We start from the raw sequence: 23,719 nt of genomic DNA, 5'->3' as shown, positions 1-23,719 counted from the left end.
TCAATTCTGGCGGGTTTCGCGATACCAGACATAGATGCCCGACAGCGCAATGATCGCCGCGCCAATGAGCGTGGGGCCATCGGGCCATTCGTCGAAAAACACGATGCCCCAGATTGGCGCAAAGATCAGCGCGGCATAGGCAAAGGGGGCCAGAAGTCCGGCTTCTCCGGCCTGTAATGCGCGGATCAGCAAGAGCTGTCCAACCGTACCGATCCCACCAATGACAACCATCAGCGCAAGGCCGACCCAATCCGTGGGCATCTGGCCGAAGACCGGCAAACCGGCGGTGAGCACGATAGCCCCGAAGGCCGCCGTATACAGCAGCGATGTCCAGGCATCCTCGTCCCTGCCGACAAAGCGGGTGATCAGCGCATAGGCCGAATAGAACACCGCCGCCATCAGCGGAAAGATGGCAAAGGGGCTGAATACATCCGTTCCGGGACGGATCACGATCAGCGCACCGATAAGGGCAGCCGCGATCCCAAGTGCGCGGCGCAACCCGATCTTTTCGCCCAGAAACAGCGCAGCCCCCAGCGTGATAAGCACCGGGTTCACATCCATGATCGCGGTGGCCTCGGCCATGCCGATGCGGCTGAGTCCGGTGAAAAAGCATAGCGTCGCCATCAGAAGCACAACCGAGCGCGCCAGTTGCATCCCAGGGTAGCGCGTGCGCAGCGCTACGGACAAGCGCGGCAACACCAGCAGAAAGACAAGCACAGCCTGCCCCGCATAGCGCGCCCAGAGCGTTGTCATCACGCCAACCCGCCCGCTCAACTCCTTGGCTGTGGCGTCCATCAGCGTGAAACAAAAGATCGCGCCGATCATAAGAAGGATGCCACGCGTGGCGTCTGTCGGGGCATGGATGGGTGTCATGGAGCTGCCTTATGCGCTGGGCGTCGGGCTGTCCATGGGCTGTTCTTGTGCCGAAGCCTGCCGGTGGTTCACTCCTCCTCGTCGTCCGGGGTGACGAGGGTGATTTCGCCCGCGTCGGCGGCCGCGCGGATCGCGGCCACCACGGCGCTCATGGCAGCTTCGCCATCCTTGGGTTTGATCTGGCCCGCGTCTGCCATTTCCTCGCGCAGGTTGTCGGCCATGCGTCTGGACATGTTGGCAAGGATAAACTCGACCACCTCCCCATGGCCTGCGGTTTCCGCCGCTGCGAGCGCGCGCACCAGATCCGTCTGTTCGACCGCGCGGGTGATGGCGGGAACATCGGTTGCCCGCACCCGGTCGATAATGTTTTCAAAGGTAAAGATCGCCTTGCGCACCTGTCCGGCAAAGCTTTCATCCTCTTCCTCCAGCCCGGTCAGCAATTCGTCGCGGGTGGCGGCGGGGGATGAGTTGAGGATCGCACCCAGCCGCGCCTCGGGTTCGGCGGTAAAGGCGCGCACCGGGTCACGGTCCAGCTGGCTGGCGAGGCTGAGCCCGATGCGGTCCACGGCCTCGGGCGTGACATTGGCGGTGAGGGAGACCGCATAGGTGATGCGGCGCGCCTGAGGGCCGGGCAGGCGGGACAGAAGCGCCGCGGCCTTTTCGGTGCCAAGTTTGGACAGCAGCACGGCCGAGATTTCGGTGCTCTCGCGATCGACGAACTCCAGCAAACGCTCTACCGGTAACTCGCGGATGCGGGTCCAGGGATCACCGCTTTGCCGGACACCGGCCTCCTTGCGGAGGCGGGCGGCGGTTTGCGGGCTGATCTTGCCGTCCAGCGCCGACAAGGCCCCGGCAATGCCGCTCGGGAAATGCAGGCCGATGGATTCAAGCTCGTCGGCGAATTCCTCGACCACGTCGCGCAACGTGGCCTGATCCACGTAGCGCATGGTGCCCATCTGGGTGGTGAGGTCTTCCTGAAGGCTTTCGGGCAGGTCAGACAGGGGGACATCCGCCCCCTCATTCAACAACAGCCGCACGATAATCGCGGCCTTTTGTTTGCGTGTCAGCTGTGCGGCGCGTGACGGTCTGCTGCCCGCCTCGCCAAGCTGCCCCGGCACCTGCGGCGCGGGGGCAATGGTCGCAAGTTGGTTCATCCCTGAAAACTCCGGCTCTTTGGGTCAGAGCCTAGCTGTCAGGAATGAACAAATGCTGAAACAGGTTCGCTTAACTTGAGATCTGGCTCACGCAGGTGCCGCTATCGGCATCCCAGACCGTTCCTTCGGCACAGGACATGGCCTGATGCGAGCCGGAACAGGCGGCAAAACCCAGAGCCGGAACAATGGCCAGAGCGGCGGCGACAAGAAGCGTCTTGATCATTTGGGGCACTCCCTTGGCGAACGGGCCGGGACATACCGGCCCAGTGTCCAAGGTAGCACGAGAGGGGATTCGGTCAAAATCCCCTCTTGGATCAGGGCGGGCTCAGCTTTCGCCGAACACCCGGGCAAAGATCGTATCGACATGTTTGGTGTGATAGCCAAGGTCGAATTTTTCTTCGATCTCCCCGCGCGACAGGGCCGCCGTCACCTCGTCATCGTTCAGCAGTTCGGTCTTGAAGTCGCATCCCGTCTCCCAGACCTTGAGCGCGTTGCGCTGCACCAGACGATAGGCGTCCTCGCGGCTCACCCCGGCCTGTGTCAGCGCCAGCAACACCCGTTGCGACATCACCAGGCCCGGGAATTTGTTCATATTGGCCAGCATGTTATCGGGATAAACCAGCAGCTTCTCGATCACGGAGGTCAGCCGCGCCAGGGCGAAATCGAGCGTGATCGTCGCGTCGGGGCCGATATTGCGCTCGACGGAGGAATGCGAAATGTCGCGCTCGTGCCAGAGCGCCACGTTTTCCATCGCCGGGATCACGGTCATACGCACCAGCCGCGCCAGACCGGTGAGGTTCTCGGTCAGGACCGGGTTTTTCTTGTGCGGCATGGCGGACGAGCCTTTTTGCCCCATCGAGAAAAACTCCGCCGCTTCCAGCACCTCGGTGCGCTGCATGTGGCGGATTTCCACGGCGACGTTTTCGACCGAGGAGGCCACAACGCCAAGCGCTGCAAAAAACGCCGCATGACGGTCGCGCGGAATGACCTGTGTGCTGATCGGTTCTGCCTTCAGACCGAGCTGGGCGCAGACATGTTCCTCAACGCGCGGATCGATATTGGCAAAGGTGCCGACCGCGCCGGAAATGGCACCGGTGGCGATCTCGTCGCGCGCGGTTTTCAAACGCGCGAGGTTGCGGTCCATTTCTGCATAGAAGCGGGCGAAGGTCAGACCCATGGTGGTAGGTTCGGCATGGATACCGTGCGAGCGGCCAATGCGGATCGTGTCCTTGTGCTCCATTGCGCGGGTCTTCAGCGCGGCCAGCAGCCCCTTCATATCTTCGATCAGGATATCGGCGGCACGCACCAGCTGCACGTTGAAACAGGTGTCCAGCACGTCCGAGCTGGTCATGCCCTGATGCACGAAACGCGCCTCTTCCGAGCCAACATGTTCGGCCAGGTGGGTGAGAAAGGCGATCACGTCATGCTTGGTCTCGGCCTCGATCTCATCAATCCGGGCGACGTCGAACTCCACGTCCTTGGCCTTCCACACGGCATCTGCGTTCTCGCGCGGGATCACGCCCAGATCGGCCATGGCGTCACAGGCATGGGCCTCGATCTCGTACCAGATGCGGAATTTGGTCTGGGGTTCCCAGATGGCAACCATATCGGGGCGGGAATAGCGGGGGATCATGGGCAGCGTCCTTGATGTCTTGCGGATTTGGCGCGGGTTTACGCCCATGGGGCAGGGGGAGCAAGGTGCAGCGCACAGGGTGGGACGATCTGGCGGGCCGCCCTGATCAGCAGAGCGGCCTAGGGACCGGAAAGACTTTCCGCAAATTTGCGACACCGGGCCAAACTTTCGCCCAATTGTTGCGCGATTGAAATCAATCAAGCGCAACCTCAAAGGACCTTTTCCATGTCCGATGCAAGCCTGAATGCCGGCACCGTGGTCGAAGCGGACCGCAAGACCTATCACGAAAAGCACAAGTTCAACCCGACCGAGCTTCTCAGCCACGCGGCCAAGGCGTCCGGGCGTGGGGTGATCCAGCTTGGGCTGGAGGCACGCAAACTGCGCAAGGGGCGGCAGGCGCTGGAGCTGGATGAATATGTCCGTTTCCGGCTCTACGACATGCAGGCGCATAGCGCAGAGGAACGCGGTGAATTTGCCTCGTGGCTCTTGCACAACCCGATCATCAACGAGGTCAATGACCTGATCTGGTTCGGCGTGACCGAGGACAAATGGCTGTCCTCCAAGATGCTTGAGGCCGATGGCCTGCCGGTGCCCGACACGCTGGGCGTGATCGACGCGACCGGGACACGCGCGTATCACGGCACGGCGGCGATTGACGGCCCCGAGGCGCTGCGCGCGCTGATCGGGCAGGGGATGGAGATGCCGCTCTTTGGCAAGAACCTGCGCGGGCTTGGCTCCATGGGGGTCTTTGTCATCACCGCCGCGGATGAAGAGGGCGTGATCCTGCGCGATCTCGGGCGGATGAGCTATCAGGCGTTTTTTGACGATGTGATCTGCGGCTTTCGCTTCCTGTTGCAGAAATTTGTCTGGAACTGCGCCATGCTGCGGGAATTCACCGACACCACCGCGACAATCCGCGTGGTCAACATGATCGACGGCGATGGCGTTTATGTGCCCTCTGCGGTGCTGAAACTTCCGCTCAACCGCAACCCGGCGGATAATTTCTGGCGCGATGGCAACATGCTGTGCGACATCGACCCCGAGACCGGCGAGATCCGCACGCTTGTCCGCGCCAAGGGGCCGGAGCTTGAGCATCTGGACCGCCACCCCGAAACCGGCGGCGAAGTCATTGGCCAAAAGCTGCCCCATTGGGAGCGGTTGCGCGAGGTCAACGAGCGCGTCGCCCGGCTGCATGCGCCGCTGAAGTACCAGAGCACCGATATCGCCCTGACCGATGACGGCCCCGTGGTGATCGAGGTGAATGCCGGCTCGTCATTTACGCTGCCGCAATATGCCAGCGGCAAAGGCTTCTTTACGCCGAAGGTGCGCGCCCTGTTCCGCAGCTACGGCTCCAAGACCGTCTGGGAATGATCCCCATCGCTTGCTAAGACGCGCGGGCCATGTCTTGAATGCCGGGACATGAGGAGACCCGCCATGCCATATGCCCGCACCCTGATCATGGGATTTGCCACTATTGCCCTGTTGATTGGCAGCGCGTCCGAAAGCGGCATCGGTCCTGTCACGGACGGGCGGGGCGCGGAATGAGCCTGCCGCAGAGACTTGAGGATTTTGCCGGGGCATGGACCGTCAGCCGCGTCATCACTGACCGCACCGGCGGTCCGGAGGGTCGGTTCGCGGGGGTGGCGGAACTCACGCCCGATCCCGAGGGGCTGATTTACACCGAAACCGGGCAATTGCGGCTTGGTGCGGCGGCGCCGTTTCACGCGACGCGCCGCTACCTGTGGCGGGCGGATGGCGACGCGATCCTGACCTTTTTTGACGATGGCCGCCCGTTTCATCGCATCGCGCTGGGCGAGGCTCAGGCGCGCGACCTGCATGATTGCCCGCCGGATATTTACCGCGTGCTCTATGATTTCGGGGGGTGGCCGCGCTGGACGGCGCGCTGGGATGTGACTGGCCCGCGCAAGGATTATTTGATGGTGTCGCAATACGGCCGGGCCTGACCGATTTCGCAGCCCGGTCCGGCCGCTGACGGCGAAACGGGAGAAACGCCGCCTGTCTGCGCAGTGGTTATTCCGCGTCCAGCGGTGGGCCGGTAAAGATCTGCCCGTATTCGGCGGAGATTTTGGTGAAAGCGTCCAGCTCATCAGGCAGCTTGAGATGTTTCGTGGCCTCGAAGAAGCCTTCGAACCCGCCCGGCGTTACGATGACCAACAGCTTGCCACCCGCTTCCGGGATCCGAAAAGTGTGATCGGCCCCCTTTGGGGCAAAGGCCGCCTGACCCTGTTCCAGCATCACGGTTTCCCCATCGACAAGAATGGTCGCCGCGCCTTCGAGTACGACAAAGGCCTCGCCGGCGTCCTGATGCACGTGGCGCGGCGGGCCGCCCGGAGCCATGGCCTGGGTGGTGAACATGCCCATGTCGCCGCCGGTTTCCTCCTTGTCGAGCAGGACCTGGATTTTTGATCCGTTCCACTCCAACGGTTCATGTGCCATGGCCGCGCTGGCGGTCAGAACAAGGGTAAGGATCAAGCTGCGTGTCATGATGTGTCCTCTTGTATATATGAATTTTTCAAATGCCAGACTGGGTTGTGGGGTCTTCATTTGGTGCGACTGCCTTTCTGACGTATGGTAAAGGAAACAGGCTGGAGGGCCGTTCTGGCGAACGAAAACCGGTGAAAATTTACGAAATCACAGAAACGGGGCGTGTTGTCGACAGCGATGGCGGCGTCCGTGAAGCCAACGGCGAGGCTGTCGATCTGCGCCCGCAAACGCGTCAGGTGCTGGCCCTGCTTGTCCGCTCCCCGAACCAGACGGTGAGCAAGGAAGACTTCGTTTCAGCGGTCTGGGAGGGCAGGCAGGTGAGCGAGGACAGTCTCGTGCAATGTATTGCCGAGATCCGCGCGGCGCTGGGCGACACCGACCGCGAGATCATCCAGACACTGCCCAGAAAAGGCTATCGGTTCGTCCCGCCCGTTCCGCCTGTCAGACCCGGAATCTCGCCAAGGATCGCGGCGCTTGTGGCGGTTGCTGTGCTGCTTGTCGTGGTCATCGGGTGGGTCTTTGGCATGCCGGACCGGGGGCATGAGCGCGCGCCGGTCGTGGCGGTCCTGCCGCTGGATGATCTGAGCCCGGCCGAACATCAGGGGGTTCTCAATGACGCGCTGAGCGAGGGCATCATCACCGAACTGGCGCGCTTCCCGCAGTTCCGCGTGGTGGCCCGCAACTCGAGCTTTCAGTTCCGCGCCTCGCCCACAGATGTGCGAGAGATCGGCGGGAAACTTGGGGCGGGCTACGTGATGGAAGGCAGCCAGCAATTTGACGGGCAGAGGCTGAAGGTCACTGTCCAGCTTGTCGAAACGGCAACCGGCGCGCATCTGTTTGCCGATAAATACGAGCGTGAGTTGGACGATTTTTTCGCGGTTCAGGACCAGATCGTGCGACAGGTGGCATCGGTGGTCGGGCAGGAGGTGCTCAGCGATATGCCGCAGCGCGCCCTGCCCAAAGACGTGGATTCACGGCTGCGCGGGTTGCAGGCGCGCAGGATCATGACCCAGCTGACCTATGAGAACTGGCAAAAGGCGCTGGCGCTGGAAGAGACCTCAATCCGCGAAGAGCCTGGGTCCGCCTGGGGCTATATCGGCAAATCGCTGATGTTGGGGGCAGCGGCGCGGTTGGGCTGGATGACCCCGCGCGAGGCGGTACTTGACGAGTCCGTCGAACTGGCCAAGACCGCGCTACGGCTCGATCCGGAAAACTACATGTCGCATTTCGCGCTGGCGCGGGTGTTGTCGCGGCGCAGTGAGAATGCGGAATCCATCCTGCATTTCCAGCGTGCGGCCAGGCTGAACCCGTCGGATTCCATCATCCTGATCGGCATGTCGGTGCCGCTGCTCTATTCCGGCCAGACGGATGCAGCGATCGAGGCGCTGCAAAAGGCGGCCGAGGTCGATCCGCTGCATGGCGACTGGCTGCGCTGGCAGCTTGGCTGGGCCTATTGGCAGAAAAATCAGTGCGACAAGGGGCTGGAAGCGATGCAAAGCATGTCCTCGCCGCCGAGCGCCTCGAACAAGACGCTGGCCGCGCTGCTTGTCTGTCTTGACCGCTTGCCCGAGGCGCAGAACGCGATGGCGGACTATCTTGCTGCCAATCCCGGCTATACGCGCGCGAACGAGGCTCAGGATGTGCCGACAGACTGGAAGCCCGAGGGTACGCCAGAGCGATGGATGGAGGCCATGATCCGCGCCGGGATGCCCTGACCCTGCCACGCGGCTGTCAGTCCACCAATTCCGTCACCACGTGGGAACTGCGCTCCAGCGTGCGGTGCACCGGGCATTTGTCGGCAATCTCCAGCAGTTTGGCGCGCTGCTCGGCGCTGAGCGCGCCCTCAAGCCGGATGCGGCGTTGAAACTTGTCCACCTTGGTGTCTGAGCGCGTGTCCGCGTCCTGAGCATGGACCTTGTCATGGCAGATGTCGACGCTCACATGTTTGAGCGGCCAGCCCTTGCGCCGCGCATACATGCGGATTGTCATCGAGGTGCAGGCCCCCAGCCCGGCGGACAAAAACCCATAAGGCGACAACCCGCGATTGGTGCCGCCATAGGCTTCGGGTTCATCGGCCAGAACGTGATGATACGGGCCGTTGTTGATATCCTGCAGAAAACCGTCCGCGTCAGCCTCTGAGACCCGCAGGATGCCTTCGGGCGCGCCAGGCGGCGGGGCAGGGGGTTTCAGGTCAAGATAGCGCCCGGCCCAGGCGGCGATGACCTCGGCGGCATATTCCGCATCCTCGGCCCGGCTGATCAAGTGATCGGCATCGTCGAGTGTCACGAAGCTTTTGGGATGTTTGGCGGCGGTAAAGATATTGGCGGCGTTGTCGATGCTGACGATCTCGTCGCGCGGCGCATGCATGACCAAAAGCGCGGCACGCAGACCGGCAATGGCCTCTCCCAGCTTTTCGGCCGAGACATCTTCGACAAAGCCTTGGCCGATCTCGATCTCGCGCCCGCCAAGCTGCACCTTGGCCGATCCGTCGCGGGCAATGTCGTCCAGCGCATCGGCAAAATTATGGGTTACATGGCCCGGATCAAAGGGCGCGCCCAAGGTGACGATGCCTTTGACATCCATCTCTGCGCCCGCCCGCAGCACCGCCGCCCCGCCAAGGCTATGCCCGATCAGCAGCGATGGCGGCATTCCGCGTCCGCTCAGCGCGGCGCAGGCGGCACGCAGGTCATGCACGTTCGAGGTAAAGGTGGTGTTGCAAAACTCGCCCTCGGAATGGCCCAGCCCGGTGAAATCAAAGCGCAGCACCGCGATGCCCATCGCCGCCAGCCTCCCGGCAATGCGGCGCGCGGCGTGGATATCCTTGGAACAGGTGAAACAATGGGCAAACAGCGCCGTGGCCAGATGCGGCCCATCCGGAAGATCCAGCCGTGCCGCCAGCGTGTCGCCGTTATGGCCTGGAAAAGTGAGGCGTTCGGTGGGCATGTTCGATCCTTCCCGGGGCTGTACCTTTTGGCTGTGTTGGGTTCAAGTCTGTGGGCCGCGACGCCGCTTCTCAAGCCATGTGTCGGGCATGTCACGACAAGGTGAGGCAGATGCGGGTTTTGGTGATTGGCGTATCAGGCATGCTGGGCCTGCTCATTGGCCTGGGATATCTCGGCGCGCTTCACCCGGCGGGGGACAGCCTCGCGGTATTTCGCCTGCCTTTGGTGATTGTCTTTGCGCTGGTGGTGATCTGGGCCCCCTGGCCCCGGCGCCTGCGCTGGCCGCTGGCCGGGCTGGCCATGGCTGTTATGGCACCGCAGGCCCTTGACCGGCTGTTTCCGCCCGGTTTGCCCGATGACGGTGGCCTCGTTCTCTATCATCAGAACCTGCGGTTCAATCGGGGCGGCCATGACGAATGGCTGGAGCTGGTGAATGGAACCGCGCCCGATCTGATCACATTACAGGAAGTTTCGGGGCGCAACCGTAGTATTCTTGCCCGGTTCGCAGACACCCATCCCCATCAACACTATTGCGATTTCGCGACGGTGGGCGGCGTGGCGGTCTTGTCGCGCTTTCCCGCGATCGAGGATCAGAGACTTTGCGCCGAGGGGGACGGGCTGGCTGCGATGCAGGTGGCCACGCCAGAGGGGCCGGTTTGGATTGTCTCGCTGCATCTGCACTGGCCCTGGCCCTATCGGCAGGCCGCGCAGCTGGACCGCCTGATCCCGGTGCTTGAGGCGCTGGACGGGCCGGTTCTGATCGGCGGTGATTTCAACGCCATGGCGTGGAGCCATGCGCTGCGCCGCGTGGCGCGGGCGACAGACACGACGCGCGCCCGCAGCGCGGCGGCGACCTTTACCCTGCCGCGCATCGGCCTGCCGGTGACGATTGATCATATGCTGGCGCCGCGCGCTTGGGCCCATGCGGTCAGGACCATGCCCAGGGCGGGGTCGGATCATAATGGGCTGGTGCTGAAGGTCCGGCCCGGAGATGCTCCGAAGCGATCGGTTTTCTTTTCGGCGGGTAGAGTGGCCCGCCGAAAAGGCACCGCTCATTTCTGAAGCGACTCGATGTAATAGGCCAGTGACAGGATGCGTCCGCGCACCTCGTAGACATGGCTGTAATCTCCGGCCATTGCGTCTCCTGCCTCGGTCATGAACCGGTTGCCCCAGACGGGCATTTCCCGACCATGGGCCATGACGCCGGAACGTCCGTCGATGGCATGGACCACCTGCAGGAAGGGGAAAACACCGTCATTGGCCTGAGTAATAGTCGTCAGGTCCGGAACCCGGAGAGACATGAATTCCGCCATTGGACCATCGCCCAATCCGGCCTCGCCATGACATGTTGCGCAATAGGCCATGTATTCGCCCTTGCCCGCGTCATCAGCCGATGCGGCACCGATAAATGAAAACCCTGTAAACAGTGCCGCAACAGCGGTTCGTGCCATGATCTGTTTCATGGTCGCCTCCCGATCTGTTGAGTTGCGGGTGCGCTAACTGGTCTTCCTGCACCCGGGTTCAGCCTGCGCGTTTGGGGCAGGGGTGTGCCTTGACCTGTGTCAAAGACATTCGATTTCCGGAAGGTGTTTATCCGCGGTCTCTGGTGGCGGAAATGGCCGGGCACCGTTTCTTCGCGCTTCATTCGTTCTGCTGCAACCGTTGCCGGGCTGCGCCCATATCGGCGCTTAGCCTCCCATCAAAGCCTCATCAAACGGGTATTTCGTCAGGTTCTCATACCCGTCCTCGGTGATCAGCACCTGATCTTCCAGCTTGATCGAGAAATCGCCGCCGACCTCGCCGACCAATGCCTCGACGCAGAGCGTCATGCCCGGCTCCAGCTCGTAGTCGAACGCGCCTTCGACCATCTTGTCAGGGTATGCGACCAGAGGCCATTCATCGCACAGGCCCACCCCATGCATCAGGCAGCCGTATTTCTGCGCCTGGTATTTGTCATCCAGCACATGGGTGTTGCGGCTGAGATCCTGAATGTTCACGCCGGGGCGCAGCATCTCCATATTGGTCTTGATATGTTCGACCCCGTGTCGCATGGCATAGATCATGTCCGGGCGCGGGGCGCGGTCGCCGACCCACCAGCTGCGCGAGATGTCGATGCAGATGCCATAGGCACCGATCAGGTCGGTGTCGAAAGAGATGATCTCGTTCGTCTGGCACACACGTGGCCCGCATTCCTGAAACCACGGGTTCGAGCGGGGGCCGGAAGCAAGGAGACGCGTTTCGATCCATTCGCCGCCACGGCGGATATTCTCCGCATGCAGCACCGCCCAGATATCGTCTTCGCAGGTTTTGCCGTCACCTACATTGGCCCGCGCAAAATCCTCCATGGCACGCACGGCCACTTCGCAGGAATGCGAGGCGCAGCGCATGGCTTTGATCTCGTCGGGGCCTTTCACGCTGCGGGATTTCTCGGTGACTTCCTCGCCTTCCATGATGTCCAACCCCTGCGCCTCAAGCGCGCGCAGCCCGTGCAGCATGACCTTGTCCACGGCAAGGCGTTTGTGGCCCGGCGCGTGTTCTTCCAACAGCACGCGCACCTCGTTCGAGAACACATCGGCGGCCACGTCGACCTTGTCGCCACGATCAAAATAGAACAGGTCCGCGCCGGAACGGGCTTCGCGTACCAGCGGGTTGAAGGACGACAGGAAGGGCGAGTTCTTGTAATCCCAGATCACCATATAGCCATCGGCACAGAGCAGCACCGCGCGGAACGGGTTATGGGTGTTCCAAAGCTGCATATTGGTGCTGTCGGTGGCGTAGCGAATATTCAGCGGGTCGAACATCAACAGCCCGGCATAGTCGCGCTCCACGATATGGCGTGTAAGCCGCTCCCAGCGATAGCGCCGCATCGCCTGCAGATCGGGCAGCTCCAGCCCCGCGTGCGCCCATTCGTCAAAGGCCAGCTGCGTTGGCCCGATCTCGATCCGGTCCGCATCATTGGGGGTGTTGTCGCCCAGAACAGCGCCCTTGGTGGGATCGATCTTGCGGGTGTCGCGGTAGTGGGTGTTCATCGGGGTCTCCTCTTACCCCTGAGCGTGGCGGGCATTTCCGCCCCCGTCATGCCGGGTTGCGACCGGTTTTTGCGTCGTTTTTCGGCATCCGGCGCATTTTTTGGCGATCCGTGCTATACTGGACCGGGTCTATGGCACGAGGAGGCCAGCCCCATGATCATGCGTATCTTTCAGGTTCAGACCCAGCCCGGCAAGGAAGCCGAGTTCAGCAAATTCTTCCACGAGGTTGCGATCCCCTTGATGAAATCCACTGACGGCATTGTCGATATCTTTCCCGGCAAAGCCCGCGAAGAGAGCCCGCGCGAATTCAGCATGGTGATGCTCTGGCGCGATCTTGACGCGCTCAAGGCCTTTGTCGGAGAGGATTACACCGACGCGCATATCGCGCCGGAAGAGGCTGAGTTGGTGGCGCATCGCCGGATCGCCCATTACGACCTTGTCGAGGTCTGAGACCGGCACAGGGCTTTGACGCAGCGTTTTTGTAGAGGCGCTTTTCAAGGCATCGGATCGCGCGCTAAGCCTGTGCGATGATCCTGCAATCGCACATCCCCTATGACGTCAGCCCCCGCGACCTGCCGGGGATTTCACCCTTTGATCCGGCGGCGTGGCTGGATGTGGATGACGCCTATGCCGCCCAGATGGCCGAACGTATCCGCCTGCTGGAGACGCGTGAAGACGAGGTGCTGCAATGCGCGCCCGAGGCGCTGCCCCCTGCGCGCGAAGTGCTGGACATGGTGTGTGAAAACCTCGCGGCGCATCATGCCGGCTTCTGCGTCGGGGCTGGCGGTGTGACTACCCCTGATGGCCGGACCGTGACCCGAGATGCGGCGCGGCCTTTGCATATGCTGGCCCATCTGATCCAGGAGGATATCTGCATCCTGCAAAAACAGGGGGATGAACATATTCTGACCGGCGCGCTTTTGTGTTTCCCGGCAAGCTGGCGGCTGGACGAGAAATTCATGCGCCCATTGAGCCATATCCACCACACGGTCGACGCATATGACACGGGCATTGAAAAGCGCGTGCAGCGGCTCTTTGACGGGGTGCAGGCCGGCCGCCCGCTCTGGCGGTTCAACGCTTTGCGTTACGCAGATGCGGCGCTGTTTCAACCGCGGTCGATCCATGACCGGCGCGACCAGCCGAAGACCGGTGAAGAAAAATTCATGCGCTCGGAGCGGCAATGTATTCTGCGCCTGCCGCAGTCCAACGCCGTGGTGTTTTCGATCCACACCTATGTGGTTGCCGTCTGATCCGATTTCTTTGGAAGAAATCGGTCCGAAATTTTTTAAAAATTTCGGTTCCTTAGCGCCCGCGCCAGATCCAGCCGCCGCCCAGAACCCTGGTGCCTGCGGTCTCGTAGAACACACAGGCCTGACCGGGCGACACCCCTTCTTCGGGTGTCAGCAATTCCACCTCCGCTTCGGTCTCCGACAAGGGCCGCAGGATCGCCTCGCGCGGTGGGCGCGTGGAGCGCACCTTGACCGAGATTTCGCGCTCCGCCACGTCAGTGAAGCCACCATCGCCCAGCCAGTTCACCTCGCGCACCGGCACGGTGCGGGTCGAGAGCAGCTCTTTCGGCCCGACGATCACGCGCTTGGCCTCCACGTCCAGCTTGACCACGTAAAGCGGCTCGCTCAAGCCCCCGATGCCCAGACCCCGGCGCTGGCCGATCGTGTAGTGGATCACGCCCTTATGCGTCCCCAGAACCCGGCCATCCGCATGCACGATCTCGCCCGGTTCGGCAGCACCGGGACGCAGCTTTTCGATCACCGACGCGTAGTTGCCGTCCGGAACGAAACAGATGTCCTGGCTGTCGGGCTTGTCCGCCACCGGCAGGCCATGTTTGGCCGCCAGCGCGCGGGTGTCATCCTTGGACGGCAGGTGCCCCAGCGGGAAGCGCAGATAGTCGAGCTGTTCCTGCGTGGTGGAAAACAGGAAATAGCTCTGATCGCGCGAAGCATCAGCGGCGCAATGTAGCTCGGCCCGGTCCGCGCCCATTTTGCGCTGGATATAATGCCCCGTGGCCATGCAATCGGCGTCCAGATCGCGCGCGGTTTCAAGCAGGTCCTTGAACTTTACCCGCTCGTTGCATCGGATGCAGGGGACCGGCGTCGCCCCGCCCAGATAGCTTTCGGCGAACTCGTCAATCACCGCGTCACGGAACACGTTTTCATAATCCAAAACGTAATGCGGAAAGCCCATCTCCTCGGCCACGCGGCGCGCATCATGGATGTCGCGGCCCGCGCAGCACGCACCTTTCTTGGCCAGCGCCGCGCCGTGGTCATAAAGCTGCAGCGTGATCCCCACCACGTCATAGCCTTCGCGCGCCAGTTCGGCGGCCACAACGGAACTGTCCACGCCACCGGACATGGCCACCACCACCCGGGTTTCCGAGGGCGGCTTGGCAAAGCCCAGTGAATTCAGTTTGTCCGCACTATCCAGCGCCATGGGAATCTCCTGATCGAAGTCCGCGAGAATATAGGAAAATCCTAACTACTCTCAAGTCCCGGTTTCACCGCCCGTTAAGCACCATTCGCAATGCTTGATCCGAGGTTTTGAGACGAGGCTGACATGTATCTGAAAAAGGTTGATGGACCAAGGGCGGTGACCCTCCCGGATGGCAGCGTCATGTCGCGGGCCGATCTGCCGCCGCCCGATACGCGCCGCTGGGTGGCTTCGCGCAAGGCGCTGGTGGTGCGCGGGGTGATCTATGGGCTGATCACGCAGGACGAGGCGCAAGACCGTTACGCGATTTCCGAGGATGAGTTTCAGGAATGGCTGCGCGCGGTGACATTGCATGGAGAAGAGGCCTTGAAAGCCACGGCTTTGCAGAAGTATAGACAACTTTGAGTTGTGTTCTCATTTTTCCCCTGATACGGTAATGCTTGGTTAACCTTTATTCTTCAGGTTGACGTGTAGTTCGAATGATCCTGCGGAGAAAATAATGCGTGTGTTGCTGGTCGAGGATGATCCCACAACGGCAAAAAGCATCGAGATGATGCTGACCCATGCCAATCTCAATGTCTACACAACCGATCTGGGGGAAGAGGGCGTCGATCTGGCCAAGCTCTATGACTATGATCTCATCCTGCTCGATCTCGGATTGCCGGATATGCACGGGCATGAGGTATTGCGCCAGCTGCGCCTGGCGCGGATCGAAACGCCGATCCTGATCCTGTCCGGCTCTGATGACACGGAAAACAAGCTCAAGGGCTTCGGGTTCGGTGCCGACGACTACCTGACCAAGCCGTTTCATCGCGAAGAATTGGTGGCGCGCATTCATGCGATCATCCGCCGGTCCAAAGGGCATTCCCAATCGGTGATCCGGACCGGCAAGATTTCGGTCAACCTTGATGCCAAGACGGTGGATGTGGACGGCAAGACCGTGCATCTGACCGGCAAGGAATACCAGATGCTGGAGCTTCTGAGCCTGCGCAAGGGGACAACGCTGACCAAGGAAATGTTTCTCAATCACCTCTATGGCGGCATGGATGAACCGGAACTCAAGATCATTGACGTGTTCATCTGCAAGTTGCGCAAGAAACTGAGTACGGCAACGGGCGGTGACAACCATATCGAAACCGTCTGGGGCCGGGGCTATGTGCTGCGCGATCCCGCGCCGGATGCCATGGATGGCGGAAAGCTCGCTATTGGCGCCTGAGCCGCCTTTGACCCGAATGCCACTGGACGCTGTGTGCTGCCCGCCCTATCACTTCTGCTCAGGAAGCGGGGGGCACAATGACACAGGATATCGCGGTTTCCGAATTGACCGAGGACCAGGCGCGCGCCGAACTTGCCGCGCTGGCTGAGACGCTCGCCGCCGCAAATGACGCCTATCACCGCGACGATGCGCCCGAGATATCGGACGCAGAGTATGATGCGCTGAAACGGCGCAACGCCGAGATTGAGGCGCGGTTTCCGTCCCTGAAACGCCCCGACAGCCCCAGCGACCAAGTCGGTGCAGCTCCGGCTGAGGGCTTTTCCAAGGTCACCCATGCGGTGCGCATGATGAGCCTTGGCAATGCGTTCGACGAGACGGATGTAGAAGATTTCGACGCCTCGCTGCGCCGCTACCTGAATTGGCCTGGGGACGAACCGCTGGCCTATACCGCGGAACCCAAGATCGACGGGTTGTCGCTGTCTCTGCGCTATGAAAATGGCAAGCTGGTGCAGGCTGCCACCCGTGGCGATGGCGAGATGGGCGAAAACGTCACCGCCAATGCCCGCACCATCGACACGATCCCGACCGAGATCAGCGGCGCGCCTGATGTGCTCGAAGTGCGCGGCGAGGTCTATATGCGCCACGATGATTTCGAGGCGCTGAACGAAAGCCAGCAGGCCAAGGGCGGCAAGACATTTGCCAACCCGCGCAACGCCGCCGCCGGCTCCCTGCGTCAGCTTAACCCCGAGATCACCCGCGCCCGCCCGCTGGCGTTTTTCGCCTATAGCTGGGGTGAGTTGTCCGAACCTCTGGCCGACACCCAGATGGAGGCGATCAATCGTCTGCGCGATATGGGGTTTCAGACCAACGACCTGACCCGGCTCTGCGACACGACCCAAGACATGATCGCCCATTACCGCGCCATCGAGGCGCAGCGCGCCACGCTGGGCTATGACATTGACGGCGTGGTCTACAAGGTGAACCGGCTCGATCTGCAGGCGCGCCTGGGCTTCCGCTCGACCACGCCGCGCTGGGCGATCGCGCATAAATTTCCTGCCGAGCTGGCCTGGACCCGGCTGGAGGCGATCGACATTCAGGTGGGCCGCACCGGCGCGCTGAGCCCCGTCGCGCGGCTGACCCCCGTGACGGTGGGTGGCGTGGTGGTGTCAAATGCAACGCTGCATAACGAGGATTACATCGCCGGGCGCGACAGCAAGGGCGAGGTGATCCGCGACGGCAAGGATATCCGCATCGGCGATTGGGTGCAGGTCTACCGCGCGGGCGATGTGATCCCGAAAGTGGCCGATGTCGATCTGTCCAAACGCGCCGATGACGCTGAACCCTATGCCTTTCCAACAACCTGCCCGGAATGCGGATCGGATGCGGTGCGCGAAGAGGGCGATGCGGTGCGCCGCTGCACCGGCGGGCTGATCTGCCCCGCGCAACAGATTGAAAAACTGAAGCATTTCGTTTCCCGCGCGGCCTTTGACATCGAAGGGCTGGGGGCGAAGCAGGTGGAACAATTCGCCCGCGACTGCTGGATCGCGGAACCGGCGGACATTTTTGAGCTGGAGGCCAATTACGGCTCGGGCCTGCAACAGCTCAAGAACCGCGAGGGCTGGGGCGAGAAATCGGCGCAGAAACTCTTCGACGCCATCAATGAGAGGCGAAAAATTCCGCTGGCCCGAGTGATTTTCGGTCTTGGCATTCGGCATGTGGGTGAACAGGCCTCGAACCTCCTGGCCACGCATTACGGGTCCTGGGACGCGTTCATCACGGCTATGCAAGAGGCGCAGGGCATGGATGGCCCGGCCTGGGACGATCTGTTGGGTGTGGACGGTGTGGGGCAGGTCATGGCGGCCTCGCTCATCGCGGCCTTTGGCCAGGAGGCCGAGAGCGCGGCCATTGACCGGCTGGCCGCCAAGCTCAGCATTCAGGACGCCGAGAAACCGCAGATCGAGGGCAGCCCGGTGGCCGGCAAAACCGTGGTGTTCACCGGCACGCTTGAAAAAATGACCCGCGCCGAGGCCAAGGCACGGGCCGAGGCGCTCGGGGCCAAGGTGTCCGGCTCGGTATCGTCCAAGACCGATCTGCTCGTCGCGGGGCCGGGGGCCGGGTCCAAGGCGAAGAAAGCCACCGAACTGGGTATCGAGACCATCGACGAGGACGGCTGGCTCGACCTTATCGGCGCGTCATGAGCACGCGACCGGAGCCGCTCTTTCCGCTCTTTGCGGCGCTCGACACCCTGCCCGGTGTTGGGCCGAAAACGGCCAAGGCGATGGCGGCGCTGGAGATCGAGGCGCCGCGCGATCTGCTCTTTACACTGCCCCATTCCGGCATCGACCGGCGCAAACGGTCTAGTGTTCAGGGGGCCGATCTGCCCGGCGTGGTTACGGTTGAGGTTGCGATTGGCCGCCATTACCCGCCGCGCAACCGTTCGGGCGCGTATCGCGTGCATGTGGAGGACGCGGACACTACGTTTCAACTGGTGTTCTTTCATGCGCGCGGCGATTATCTGCAAAAGATCCTGCCCGCCGGGGAACACCGCGTGGTGTCGGGCAAGGTGGAGCTGTTTGACGGCATCGCGCAGATGGTGCATCCCGATCACATCGTTCCGGTGAACGAGGCCGGCGACATCCCCGATTTCGAGCCGGTCTACCCGCTGACCGCCGGGGTCACCCAGAAACAGATGACCCGCGCGGCCCAGGGTGCGCTGGAGCGTGCCCCCGATCTGGCAGAGTGGATTGACCCGGGCCAGATGGACCGTGAGGGCTGGCCCGATTGGTTGGATGCCTTGCATGAGGCCCATGCGCCCACGGATCACGCAGGCATTTCGCCCGCCCACCCGGCGCGGCGGCGGCTGGCCTATGACGAGTTCTTCGCCCATCAGATGACACTTGCGCTGGCCCGGCAAAACCGCCGCGCATCGCCGGGGCGTCCCAGTAAGGCAACAGGGGTGTTGCAGGATAAGGTTCTGAAATCGCTGCCCTATGCGCCCACCGGCGCGCAGACCCGCGCCATTGCAGATATCACCGAAGACATGGCCAGCGACAAGCGGATGAACCGGTTGTTGCAGGGGGATGTGGGTGCGGGCAAGACGCTGGTCGCTTTCATGGCGCTGTTGACTGCCGTCGAGGCAGGCGGGCAGGGGGTGATGATGGCCCCCACTGAAATTCTTGCGCGCCAGCATCTCGAAGGGCTGCAGCCGCTGGCCGAAAGCGCGGGCGTGGTGCTTGAGATCCTGACGGGGCGCGACAAGGGGGCGGAGCGCAAGGCGAAATTGGTGGCGCTCAAACGCGGCGACATTCAGATTCTTGTAGGCACCCACGCAGTGTTTCAGGAGGATGTCGAATTCGCCGATCTGCGCATCGCCATTATCGACGAACAGCACCGGTTCGGTGTGCGGCAACGGCTGGCGCTGGGGGCCAAGGGGATACGCGCCGACGTGCTGGTCATGACGGCGACGCCGATCCCGCGCAGCCTTGCGCTGGCGCAATATGGCGACATGGACGTGTCCGTGCTCAATGAAAAGCCGCCCGGGCGCAAACCGATCAAGACGGCCATGGTATCGACCGAGCGCATCGACGAGGTGGTCGCCCGGGTGCGCGCCGCGGCTGACGACGGGCGGCAGGTCTACTGGGTCTGCCCTCTGGTCGAGGAAAGCGTGGTCTCCGATCTGATCGCCGCCGAGGAGCGATTCAAACGGTTGCGCGCCACTCTGGGCGAGGGGCGCGTGGGGCTGGTCCATGGCCAGATGCCACCGGCGGAAAAAGACGCGGCCATGGCGGCGTTTCAGGCGGGAGAGACTTCTGTCCTCGTGGCGACCACGGTGATCGAGGTGGGAGTAAACGTGCCCAATGCGACGATCATGGTGATCGAACGGGCCGAGATTTTCGGTCTGGCGCAGCTGCACCAATTGCGTGGCCGGGTGGGGCGGGGCGATCAGGCCTCGACATGCCTGTTGATGTATCAACCGCCGCTGAGCGAGGGCGGGGCGAAACGGCTTGAGACGCTGCGCGAGACCGAAGACGGCTTCGTCATTGCCGAAACCGATCTGGAGATGCGTGGCGCGGGGGATGTGATTGGCACCGCGCAATCGGGCCTGCCGAGGTTCCGCGTGGCGGATATGGAATCACAGGCCGGTTTGATGGCGATCGCGCAAAGCGATGCCCGCGCGCTTTTGCAAAGTGACCCGAAATTGGAAGGCGCGCGGGGCAAGGCGGCACGTGTTCTCCTTTGGCTCATGCGGCAGGATGAGGCGATCCGTTTGATTTCAGTGGGTTAGTCCCTGTCATCCAGTTTTGTTCTCAAATGTTCTTAAAAAGTTCTTTACACGGGGTTAATCTTGTGAGAACAAAGGGGAAACAAGACGTTCAGGGAGACACCGCAATGATCCGAGCACTGACCAAAGCCCGCCGCACCGCCGATGTGACGCTGTTGCAGGATGCTGCCGGTGCTGTGTCGCTTGTCGTCATGCTTGTGGGGGCGCTACACCTGCCAACTCTTATCTGACCTGCCAAGTTCTGAATTTACCTGCCTGCATTCGCTCCGGTGCCGCGCGCCTGTCCCAATCCGCGCGACCTGCCTGCCCCTGTCCCCGGGGTTTCGGGATCTGCCTCAACTGTCCCACGCGCCGGATGCGACTGCTTTTCCTGACCGCCTTCTTCGGAAGGCGGTCTTTTTTTGTCGTGATTTCAGTTGGGTGTCAGACGGTCACACCTACGGCCTGATGCGCCGCTTCCGCTGCGGCCTCAACGGCCAGCAGGATCGAGGCATGGCGATTCTTGTAATCGCGCGCCGGTTCCAGCACCTCGAACCCGTCAAAGGGCGCGTCCGGCACGGGCCCGCCGTCTTTCAGCATGGCCTTGAGCTGATCGCGCAACTGGTCGAGCTCGTCTGGCGTGCGCCCGATCACCGCGCCGCCCAGCACCGCCGCCGCGGATTGGCCCAGCGCGCAGGCTTTCACATCCTGTCCGAACTCGGCCACCTTGCCATCCTTCATCACCACATCCACCGTCACGGTCGAGCCGCAGAGCGGCGAGCGCTTCTTGACCGTGGCCTCGGGCGTGGGCAGCCGTTCCGCATGCGGGATATCAGCAGCCAGCGCCAGAATGCGCGAGGAATAGAGCTTGATCAGGTCGGTTTCGGCCATCGCGGCTTTCCCTTCTGGTGTGAACCCCATAAATAGGCGCGCAACCGTATCATGCAAAAGGTTTTTCGCCATGTCCTTTGATCCTGCGACCTTGGTCTATAACGAGGCGGGCCTGATCCCCGCCATTGCGCAGGATGCCACCAGCCATGAGGTGCTGATGATGGCGTGGATGAATGTTCAGGCGGTTGAGCGCACGTTGGCCACGGGCAAGGTCACCTATTGGTCGCGCTCGCGCCAGAGCTTTTGGGTCAAGGGCGAGAGCTCGGGCCATGTGCAGGAACTGGTGGATTTCAGATATGATTGCGACCGTGATTGCCTGTTGGTGCTCGTCAACCAGACCGGCCCGGCCTGTCACACGAACCGGCGCTCGTGTTTCTACACGAGCGTTCAGGGTGGGCAGGAAACCGAGCTCATGGCCCCGGAAACCTGACGAAATCGCGATTTCTTGCTAATCTGGCCCTGTTCATTTCGTAAAAGGGTCCTTTTCATGAAACGTTTTGCATTACCGCTCGCTGTTTTGCCTGCGCTCGCGGCGGCCGAAGCCCAAGCGCAGCAAGCCGGGTTTCACCCGGATGACAATTGTATCGCGGTGCTGTCCAAGACAGACAGCTACACTGCCACGATGGTGGCAGCGTGGGTCTTTGGTTATGTCGCGGGTAAGACCGGTGATTTCAAACCGGTGGATGTTGACAACAACAATGCCGTGCTGGGCAATGTGATCAATGCCTGCAAGGCACGTCCGCAACTGACCATGCGCCAGCTTGTGGACGGCCATAAGAAACCGGGCGCAGATACGCCGGGAAGCGAGGCGGATGCCCGGCTCCTGCTGAGCAAGTTTCTGGTCCCCGGCGCGGATCTGGCGGCGCTGACATGGTCGCTCAAACCGACCGAAGCCGAGATCCGCACCGTCTATGCCGATCCTTTGGCCAGCAAGCTGATCGCGCTTTACAACCAGATGTATCAGCCGGGCGTAAAGCTTGAGCCAAAGCCGGAATATACTGATCTGTGGATGGTGCGGGCGACCACTGCGCAGATGCGGCGTGGTGATGCGGTGCTGCGCGATTTCCCGGGCGGCTACAAAAAGGTGCGCGGTGCCATGATGGGGGATTTCCCGGTTGTCTATTTCAAGTTCGTGCGCCCGGGCGAAACCAGCGGTCTGGCCTTTGACGGGTTGGTGCATGTCAACAATCGCTGGGTGCTGATGCCGAAACCCTGGCGCGCGCTGGACGGGGGCTGAGGGGCGCTGCCCCTCGCGGGCTTTGCCCGCTCACCCCGAGGTATTTGGAAACAGAAGAAGATCAGGGCGTTCTCACAGCCCCACCATGGCGCGGATATCCTGCGGGGTCTTGCCCTCGGCGCGATAGGTGGCGATGGCGCGGGCGTCATCGCGCTTGGCCAGCCGTTTGCCCGCATCGTCGCGGATCAGTCGATGGTGGTGGTAGATTGGTGTGGGCAGGTTCAGCAAGGATTGCAGGACGACATGGATTTTGGTCGCCTCGAACAGGTCCTCACCGCGTACCACATGGGTGATCTCCTGATCGGCATCGTCCAGTACGATTGAGAGATGATAGGACGCGGCCATGTCGCGCCGGGCAAGGACAACGTCACCGATCTGATCCAGCATCTGTTCTGCCCGGATCTTGTGCGTTCCGGGCTGCGTGCCGGTTTCCTGAAACGAAGCTTTATCAATCTCTTGCAGCGCGTTTCGCATGTTTAGTCTGAGCGCGCAATCCGTGGGCATCACGGCCGGGAGCGGCTTTTCCCGACAGGTCCCGGGATAGACCAGCCCATCGGGGCCGTGGATCGGCGCGCCTTCCTGCGGAGCATTGGCAGCGGCGGCGATGTCGCGGCGGGTGCAGGTACAGGGATAGAGCAAGCCGCGCGCCCATAGCCGTTGAAGCGTCGCGCAATAGCGGTCCGCGCGTTCGGATTGACGCCAGACCGGGGCGGGCCAGTCAATGCCCAGCCAATGCAGGTCGTCGTAGATCTGCGCCTCCCAATGGGGCCGTGCGCGGCTTTGATCGATATCGTCGATGCGCAGGTGAAACACGCCACCCGCGCGTTCGGCCATGTCATGGGCAAGCAGCGCAGAATAGGCGTGACCCAGATGCAGGGGGCCCGTTGGGCTGGGGGCGAAACGTGTTCTGAAGATCAATTCTTTTCAACAATATACACGACAGACTTCATGTTTTTCCCGGGCAGGTGCGCGCCGTATTCGCGAAAGCGTAGCCGCGCGGCCCCGGGGTCGATCCATTCGTTGAGCCGCCCTTCATAGGCCGGGTCCTCAAGCGTGTGATCGTTGAAGGAAAAGGCAAACAGCCCGCCGCGCCCCAGCGCCTTCATCAGCGTGTCGAACAAGGCGTGCGGCGCGGCACCCAGGCCAATCACGCCAATGGCGGTGATGATCGGATAGGCCCCTTGCGTGATCGGGGGTGGCGCATCTGTGGCGACCTGGGTCAGGTTGCGGTAAATGCCTTTGGTCCGCGCCTCGGCCAGCATCTCTGACGACAGGTCCATGCCGTCGATCACCTCAAAGCCCGCCAGCTTCAATGCCAGCCCGGAAAGCCCTGTTCCACAACCAAAATCCAGGATTGGTGTCGTCTTGTCCTTGACGATGCCCGCCAAGGCTTCGGCCACGCGGCCCGGCGTGGCGTAGCCGTTTCCCGAGATCTCGGCCTCGTAGCTTTTGGACCACGCGTCATAGATGTCACGCGTCTCATCCGGGGTTCGGGCGCAATAGACCTTGTCGAGAAACTTGTCCGTCATAGGG

General features: G+C 62.1%; 25 protein-coding genes. 13 read left to right on the top strand and 12 right to left on the bottom strand.

Translation table 11 applies throughout. The features are described 5' to 3' along the window. The 4 genes from PGB28_RS01070 to purB all read right to left on the bottom strand — a co-directional run bounded on the left by PGB28_RS01070 (position 1) and on the right by purB (position 3,660). Positions 1-873: a DMT family transporter gene (locus PGB28_RS01070; protein WP_271419617.1), complete on the bottom strand. Its 873-nt coding sequence runs from the start codon at positions 871-873 to the stop codon at positions 1-3. A gap of 68 nt (positions 874-941) precedes the next feature. Continuing rightward, positions 942-2,027 (bottom strand): flagellar motor switch protein FliG, encoded by a 1,086-nt coding sequence (locus PGB28_RS01065; protein ID WP_271419616.1) that lies wholly within the window; start codon positions 2,025-2,027, stop codon positions 942-944. Positions 2,028-2,097: 70 nt separating this feature from the next. Then, positions 2,098-2,250, bottom strand: coding sequence for a carbohydrate-binding module family 14 protein (locus PGB28_RS01060; protein ID WP_271419615.1), 153 nt, complete (start codon positions 2,248-2,250; stop codon positions 2,098-2,100). 102 nt (positions 2,251-2,352) lie between these two features. Continuing rightward, the gene (purB, locus tag PGB28_RS01055; protein WP_271419614.1) at positions 2,353-3,660 is read right to left on the bottom strand and encodes an adenylosuccinate lyase; all 1,308 of its coding nucleotides are present in this window, start codon (positions 3,658-3,660) and stop codon (positions 2,353-2,355) included. A gap of 225 nt (positions 3,661-3,885) precedes the next feature. Between purB and PGB28_RS01050 the strand changes: the two genes are divergently transcribed. Further along, on the top strand, positions 3,886-5,031 hold the full coding sequence (locus tag PGB28_RS01050) for a sugar-transfer associated ATP-grasp domain-containing protein (RefSeq protein ID WP_271419613.1): 1,146 nt from the start codon (positions 3,886-3,888) through the stop codon (positions 5,029-5,031). A 170-nt stretch (positions 5,032-5,201) separates the two neighbouring features. Then, positions 5,202-5,624: a DUF6314 family protein gene (locus tag PGB28_RS01045; RefSeq protein WP_271419612.1), complete on the top strand. Its 423-nt coding sequence runs from the start codon at positions 5,202-5,204 to the stop codon at positions 5,622-5,624. A 67-nt stretch (positions 5,625-5,691) separates the two neighbouring features. Here the strand turns inward: PGB28_RS01045 and PGB28_RS01040 are convergent, their stop codons facing one another. Next, on the bottom strand, positions 5,692-6,165 hold the full coding sequence (locus PGB28_RS01040) for a cupin domain-containing protein (protein ID WP_271419611.1): 474 nt from the start codon (positions 6,163-6,165) through the stop codon (positions 5,692-5,694). A 131-nt stretch (positions 6,166-6,296) separates the two neighbouring features. On the opposite strand from PGB28_RS01040, the gene PGB28_RS01035 reads away from it, so the two are divergent. Then, a complete protein-coding gene (locus PGB28_RS01035; RefSeq protein WP_271419610.1) occupies positions 6,297-7,880 on the top strand; it encodes a winged helix-turn-helix domain-containing tetratricopeptide repeat protein in 1,584 nt (527 codons plus the stop codon). Positions 7,881-7,896: 16 nt separating this feature from the next. On the opposite strand, the gene PGB28_RS01030 is transcribed toward PGB28_RS01035, so the two are convergent. Next, positions 7,897-9,108, bottom strand: a complete 1,212-nt coding sequence (locus tag PGB28_RS01030; RefSeq protein ID WP_271419609.1) for a bifunctional alpha/beta hydrolase/OsmC family protein — start codon at positions 9,106-9,108, stop codon at positions 7,897-7,899. Between the two features lie 110 nt (positions 9,109-9,218). Between PGB28_RS01030 and PGB28_RS01025 the strand changes: the two genes are divergently transcribed. Beyond that, positions 9,219-10,169, top strand: coding sequence for an endonuclease/exonuclease/phosphatase family protein (locus PGB28_RS01025; protein WP_271419608.1), 951 nt, complete (start codon positions 9,219-9,221; stop codon positions 10,167-10,169). On the opposite strand, the gene PGB28_RS01020 is transcribed toward PGB28_RS01025, so the two are convergent. Then, entirely contained in the window at positions 10,160-10,570 is a 411-nt protein-coding gene (locus PGB28_RS01020; RefSeq protein WP_271419607.1) for a c-type cytochrome, read from the bottom strand. The two genes, PGB28_RS01025 and PGB28_RS01020, sit on opposite strands and share 10 nt — an antisense overlap. A gap of 225 nt (positions 10,571-10,795) precedes the next feature. After that, positions 10,796-12,136, bottom strand: a complete 1,341-nt coding sequence (gene dddP, locus PGB28_RS01015) for a dimethylsulfonioproprionate lyase DddP (RefSeq protein WP_271419606.1) — start codon at positions 12,134-12,136, stop codon at positions 10,796-10,798. Positions 12,137-12,289: 153 nt separating this feature from the next. Between dddP and PGB28_RS01010 the strand changes: the two genes are divergently transcribed. Continuing rightward, positions 12,290-12,586, top strand: a complete 297-nt coding sequence (locus tag PGB28_RS01010) for an antibiotic biosynthesis monooxygenase family protein (protein WP_271419605.1) — start codon at positions 12,290-12,292, stop codon at positions 12,584-12,586. 77 nt (positions 12,587-12,663) lie between these two features. Continuing rightward, positions 12,664-13,386 (top strand): heme-dependent oxidative N-demethylase family protein, encoded by a 723-nt coding sequence (locus tag PGB28_RS01005; RefSeq protein ID WP_271419604.1) that lies wholly within the window; start codon positions 12,664-12,666, stop codon positions 13,384-13,386. A 52-nt stretch (positions 13,387-13,438) separates the two neighbouring features. Here the strand turns inward: PGB28_RS01005 and mnmA are convergent, their stop codons facing one another. Next, positions 13,439-14,584: a tRNA 2-thiouridine(34) synthase MnmA gene (gene mnmA, locus PGB28_RS01000; RefSeq protein WP_271419603.1), complete on the bottom strand. Its 1,146-nt coding sequence runs from the start codon at positions 14,582-14,584 to the stop codon at positions 13,439-13,441. 123 nt (positions 14,585-14,707) lie between these two features. Here mnmA and sciP point away from each other — a divergent pair, with 123 nt between their 5' ends. The 5 genes from sciP to PGB28_RS00975 all read left to right on the top strand — a co-directional run bounded on the left by sciP (position 14,708) and on the right by PGB28_RS00975 (position 20,309). Beyond that, positions 14,708-14,986, top strand: coding sequence for a CtrA inhibitor SciP (sciP, locus tag PGB28_RS00995; RefSeq protein ID WP_271419602.1), 279 nt, complete (start codon positions 14,708-14,710; stop codon positions 14,984-14,986). 94 nt (positions 14,987-15,080) lie between these two features. Next, positions 15,081-15,797, top strand: coding sequence for a response regulator transcription factor CtrA (gene ctrA / locus PGB28_RS00990; protein WP_271419601.1), 717 nt, complete (start codon positions 15,081-15,083; stop codon positions 15,795-15,797). A gap of 77 nt (positions 15,798-15,874) precedes the next feature. Then, positions 15,875-17,995 (top strand): NAD-dependent DNA ligase LigA, encoded by a 2,121-nt coding sequence (gene ligA, locus PGB28_RS00985; protein ID WP_271419600.1) that lies wholly within the window; start codon positions 15,875-15,877, stop codon positions 17,993-17,995. Further along, positions 17,992-20,082 carry an ATP-dependent DNA helicase RecG gene (recG, locus tag PGB28_RS00980; RefSeq protein WP_271419599.1) on the top strand — a complete coding sequence of 697 codons (2,091 nt, stop codon included), beginning with the start codon at positions 17,992-17,994 and terminating at the stop codon, positions 20,080-20,082. The genes ligA and recG overlap by 4 nt, the downstream gene beginning before the upstream one ends. Positions 20,083-20,186: 104 nt before the next feature. Further along, positions 20,187-20,309, top strand: a complete 123-nt coding sequence (locus PGB28_RS00975; protein WP_271419598.1) for a hypothetical protein — start codon at positions 20,187-20,189, stop codon at positions 20,307-20,309. A gap of 193 nt (positions 20,310-20,502) precedes the next feature. Here the strand turns inward: PGB28_RS00975 and PGB28_RS00970 are convergent, their stop codons facing one another. Next, the gene (locus PGB28_RS00970; RefSeq protein WP_271419597.1) at positions 20,503-20,979 is read right to left on the bottom strand and encodes an iron-sulfur cluster assembly scaffold protein; all 477 of its coding nucleotides are present in this window, start codon (positions 20,977-20,979) and stop codon (positions 20,503-20,505) included. A gap of 40 nt (positions 20,980-21,019) precedes the next feature. Here PGB28_RS00970 and hisI point away from each other — a divergent pair, with 40 nt between their 5' ends. Together hisI and PGB28_RS00960 are read left to right on the top strand one after the other, a co-directional pair. Next, entirely contained in the window at positions 21,020-21,379 is a 360-nt protein-coding gene (hisI, locus tag PGB28_RS00965) for a phosphoribosyl-AMP cyclohydrolase (protein WP_271419596.1), read from the top strand. Between the two features lie 57 nt (positions 21,380-21,436). Then, on the top strand, positions 21,437-22,186 hold the full coding sequence (locus PGB28_RS00960; RefSeq protein WP_271419595.1) for a hypothetical protein: 750 nt from the start codon (positions 21,437-21,439) through the stop codon (positions 22,184-22,186). Positions 22,187-22,258: 72 nt separating this feature from the next. Here PGB28_RS00960 and gluQRS read toward each other — a convergent pair whose 3' ends face one another. Together gluQRS and PGB28_RS00950 are read right to left on the bottom strand one after the other, a co-directional pair. Then, entirely contained in the window at positions 22,259-23,104 is an 846-nt protein-coding gene (gluQRS, locus tag PGB28_RS00955) for a tRNA glutamyl-Q(34) synthetase GluQRS (protein ID WP_271419594.1), read from the bottom strand. Continuing rightward, positions 23,101-23,715, bottom strand: a complete 615-nt coding sequence (locus PGB28_RS00950; protein ID WP_271419593.1) for a class I SAM-dependent DNA methyltransferase — start codon at positions 23,713-23,715, stop codon at positions 23,101-23,103. Before PGB28_RS00950 ends, gluQRS begins: the two co-directional genes overlap by 4 nt. Between the last annotated feature and the right edge of the window lie 4 nt (positions 23,716-23,719).

The sequence above is a fragment of the Primorskyibacter aestuariivivens genome (assembly GCF_028023675.1).
Lineage (GTDB): Bacteria > Pseudomonadota > Alphaproteobacteria > Rhodobacterales > Rhodobacteraceae > Marinovum > Marinovum aestuariivivens.
Note: the sequence above shows the minus strand (reverse complement) of the source record. Positions and strands in the feature narration are given on the sequence as shown.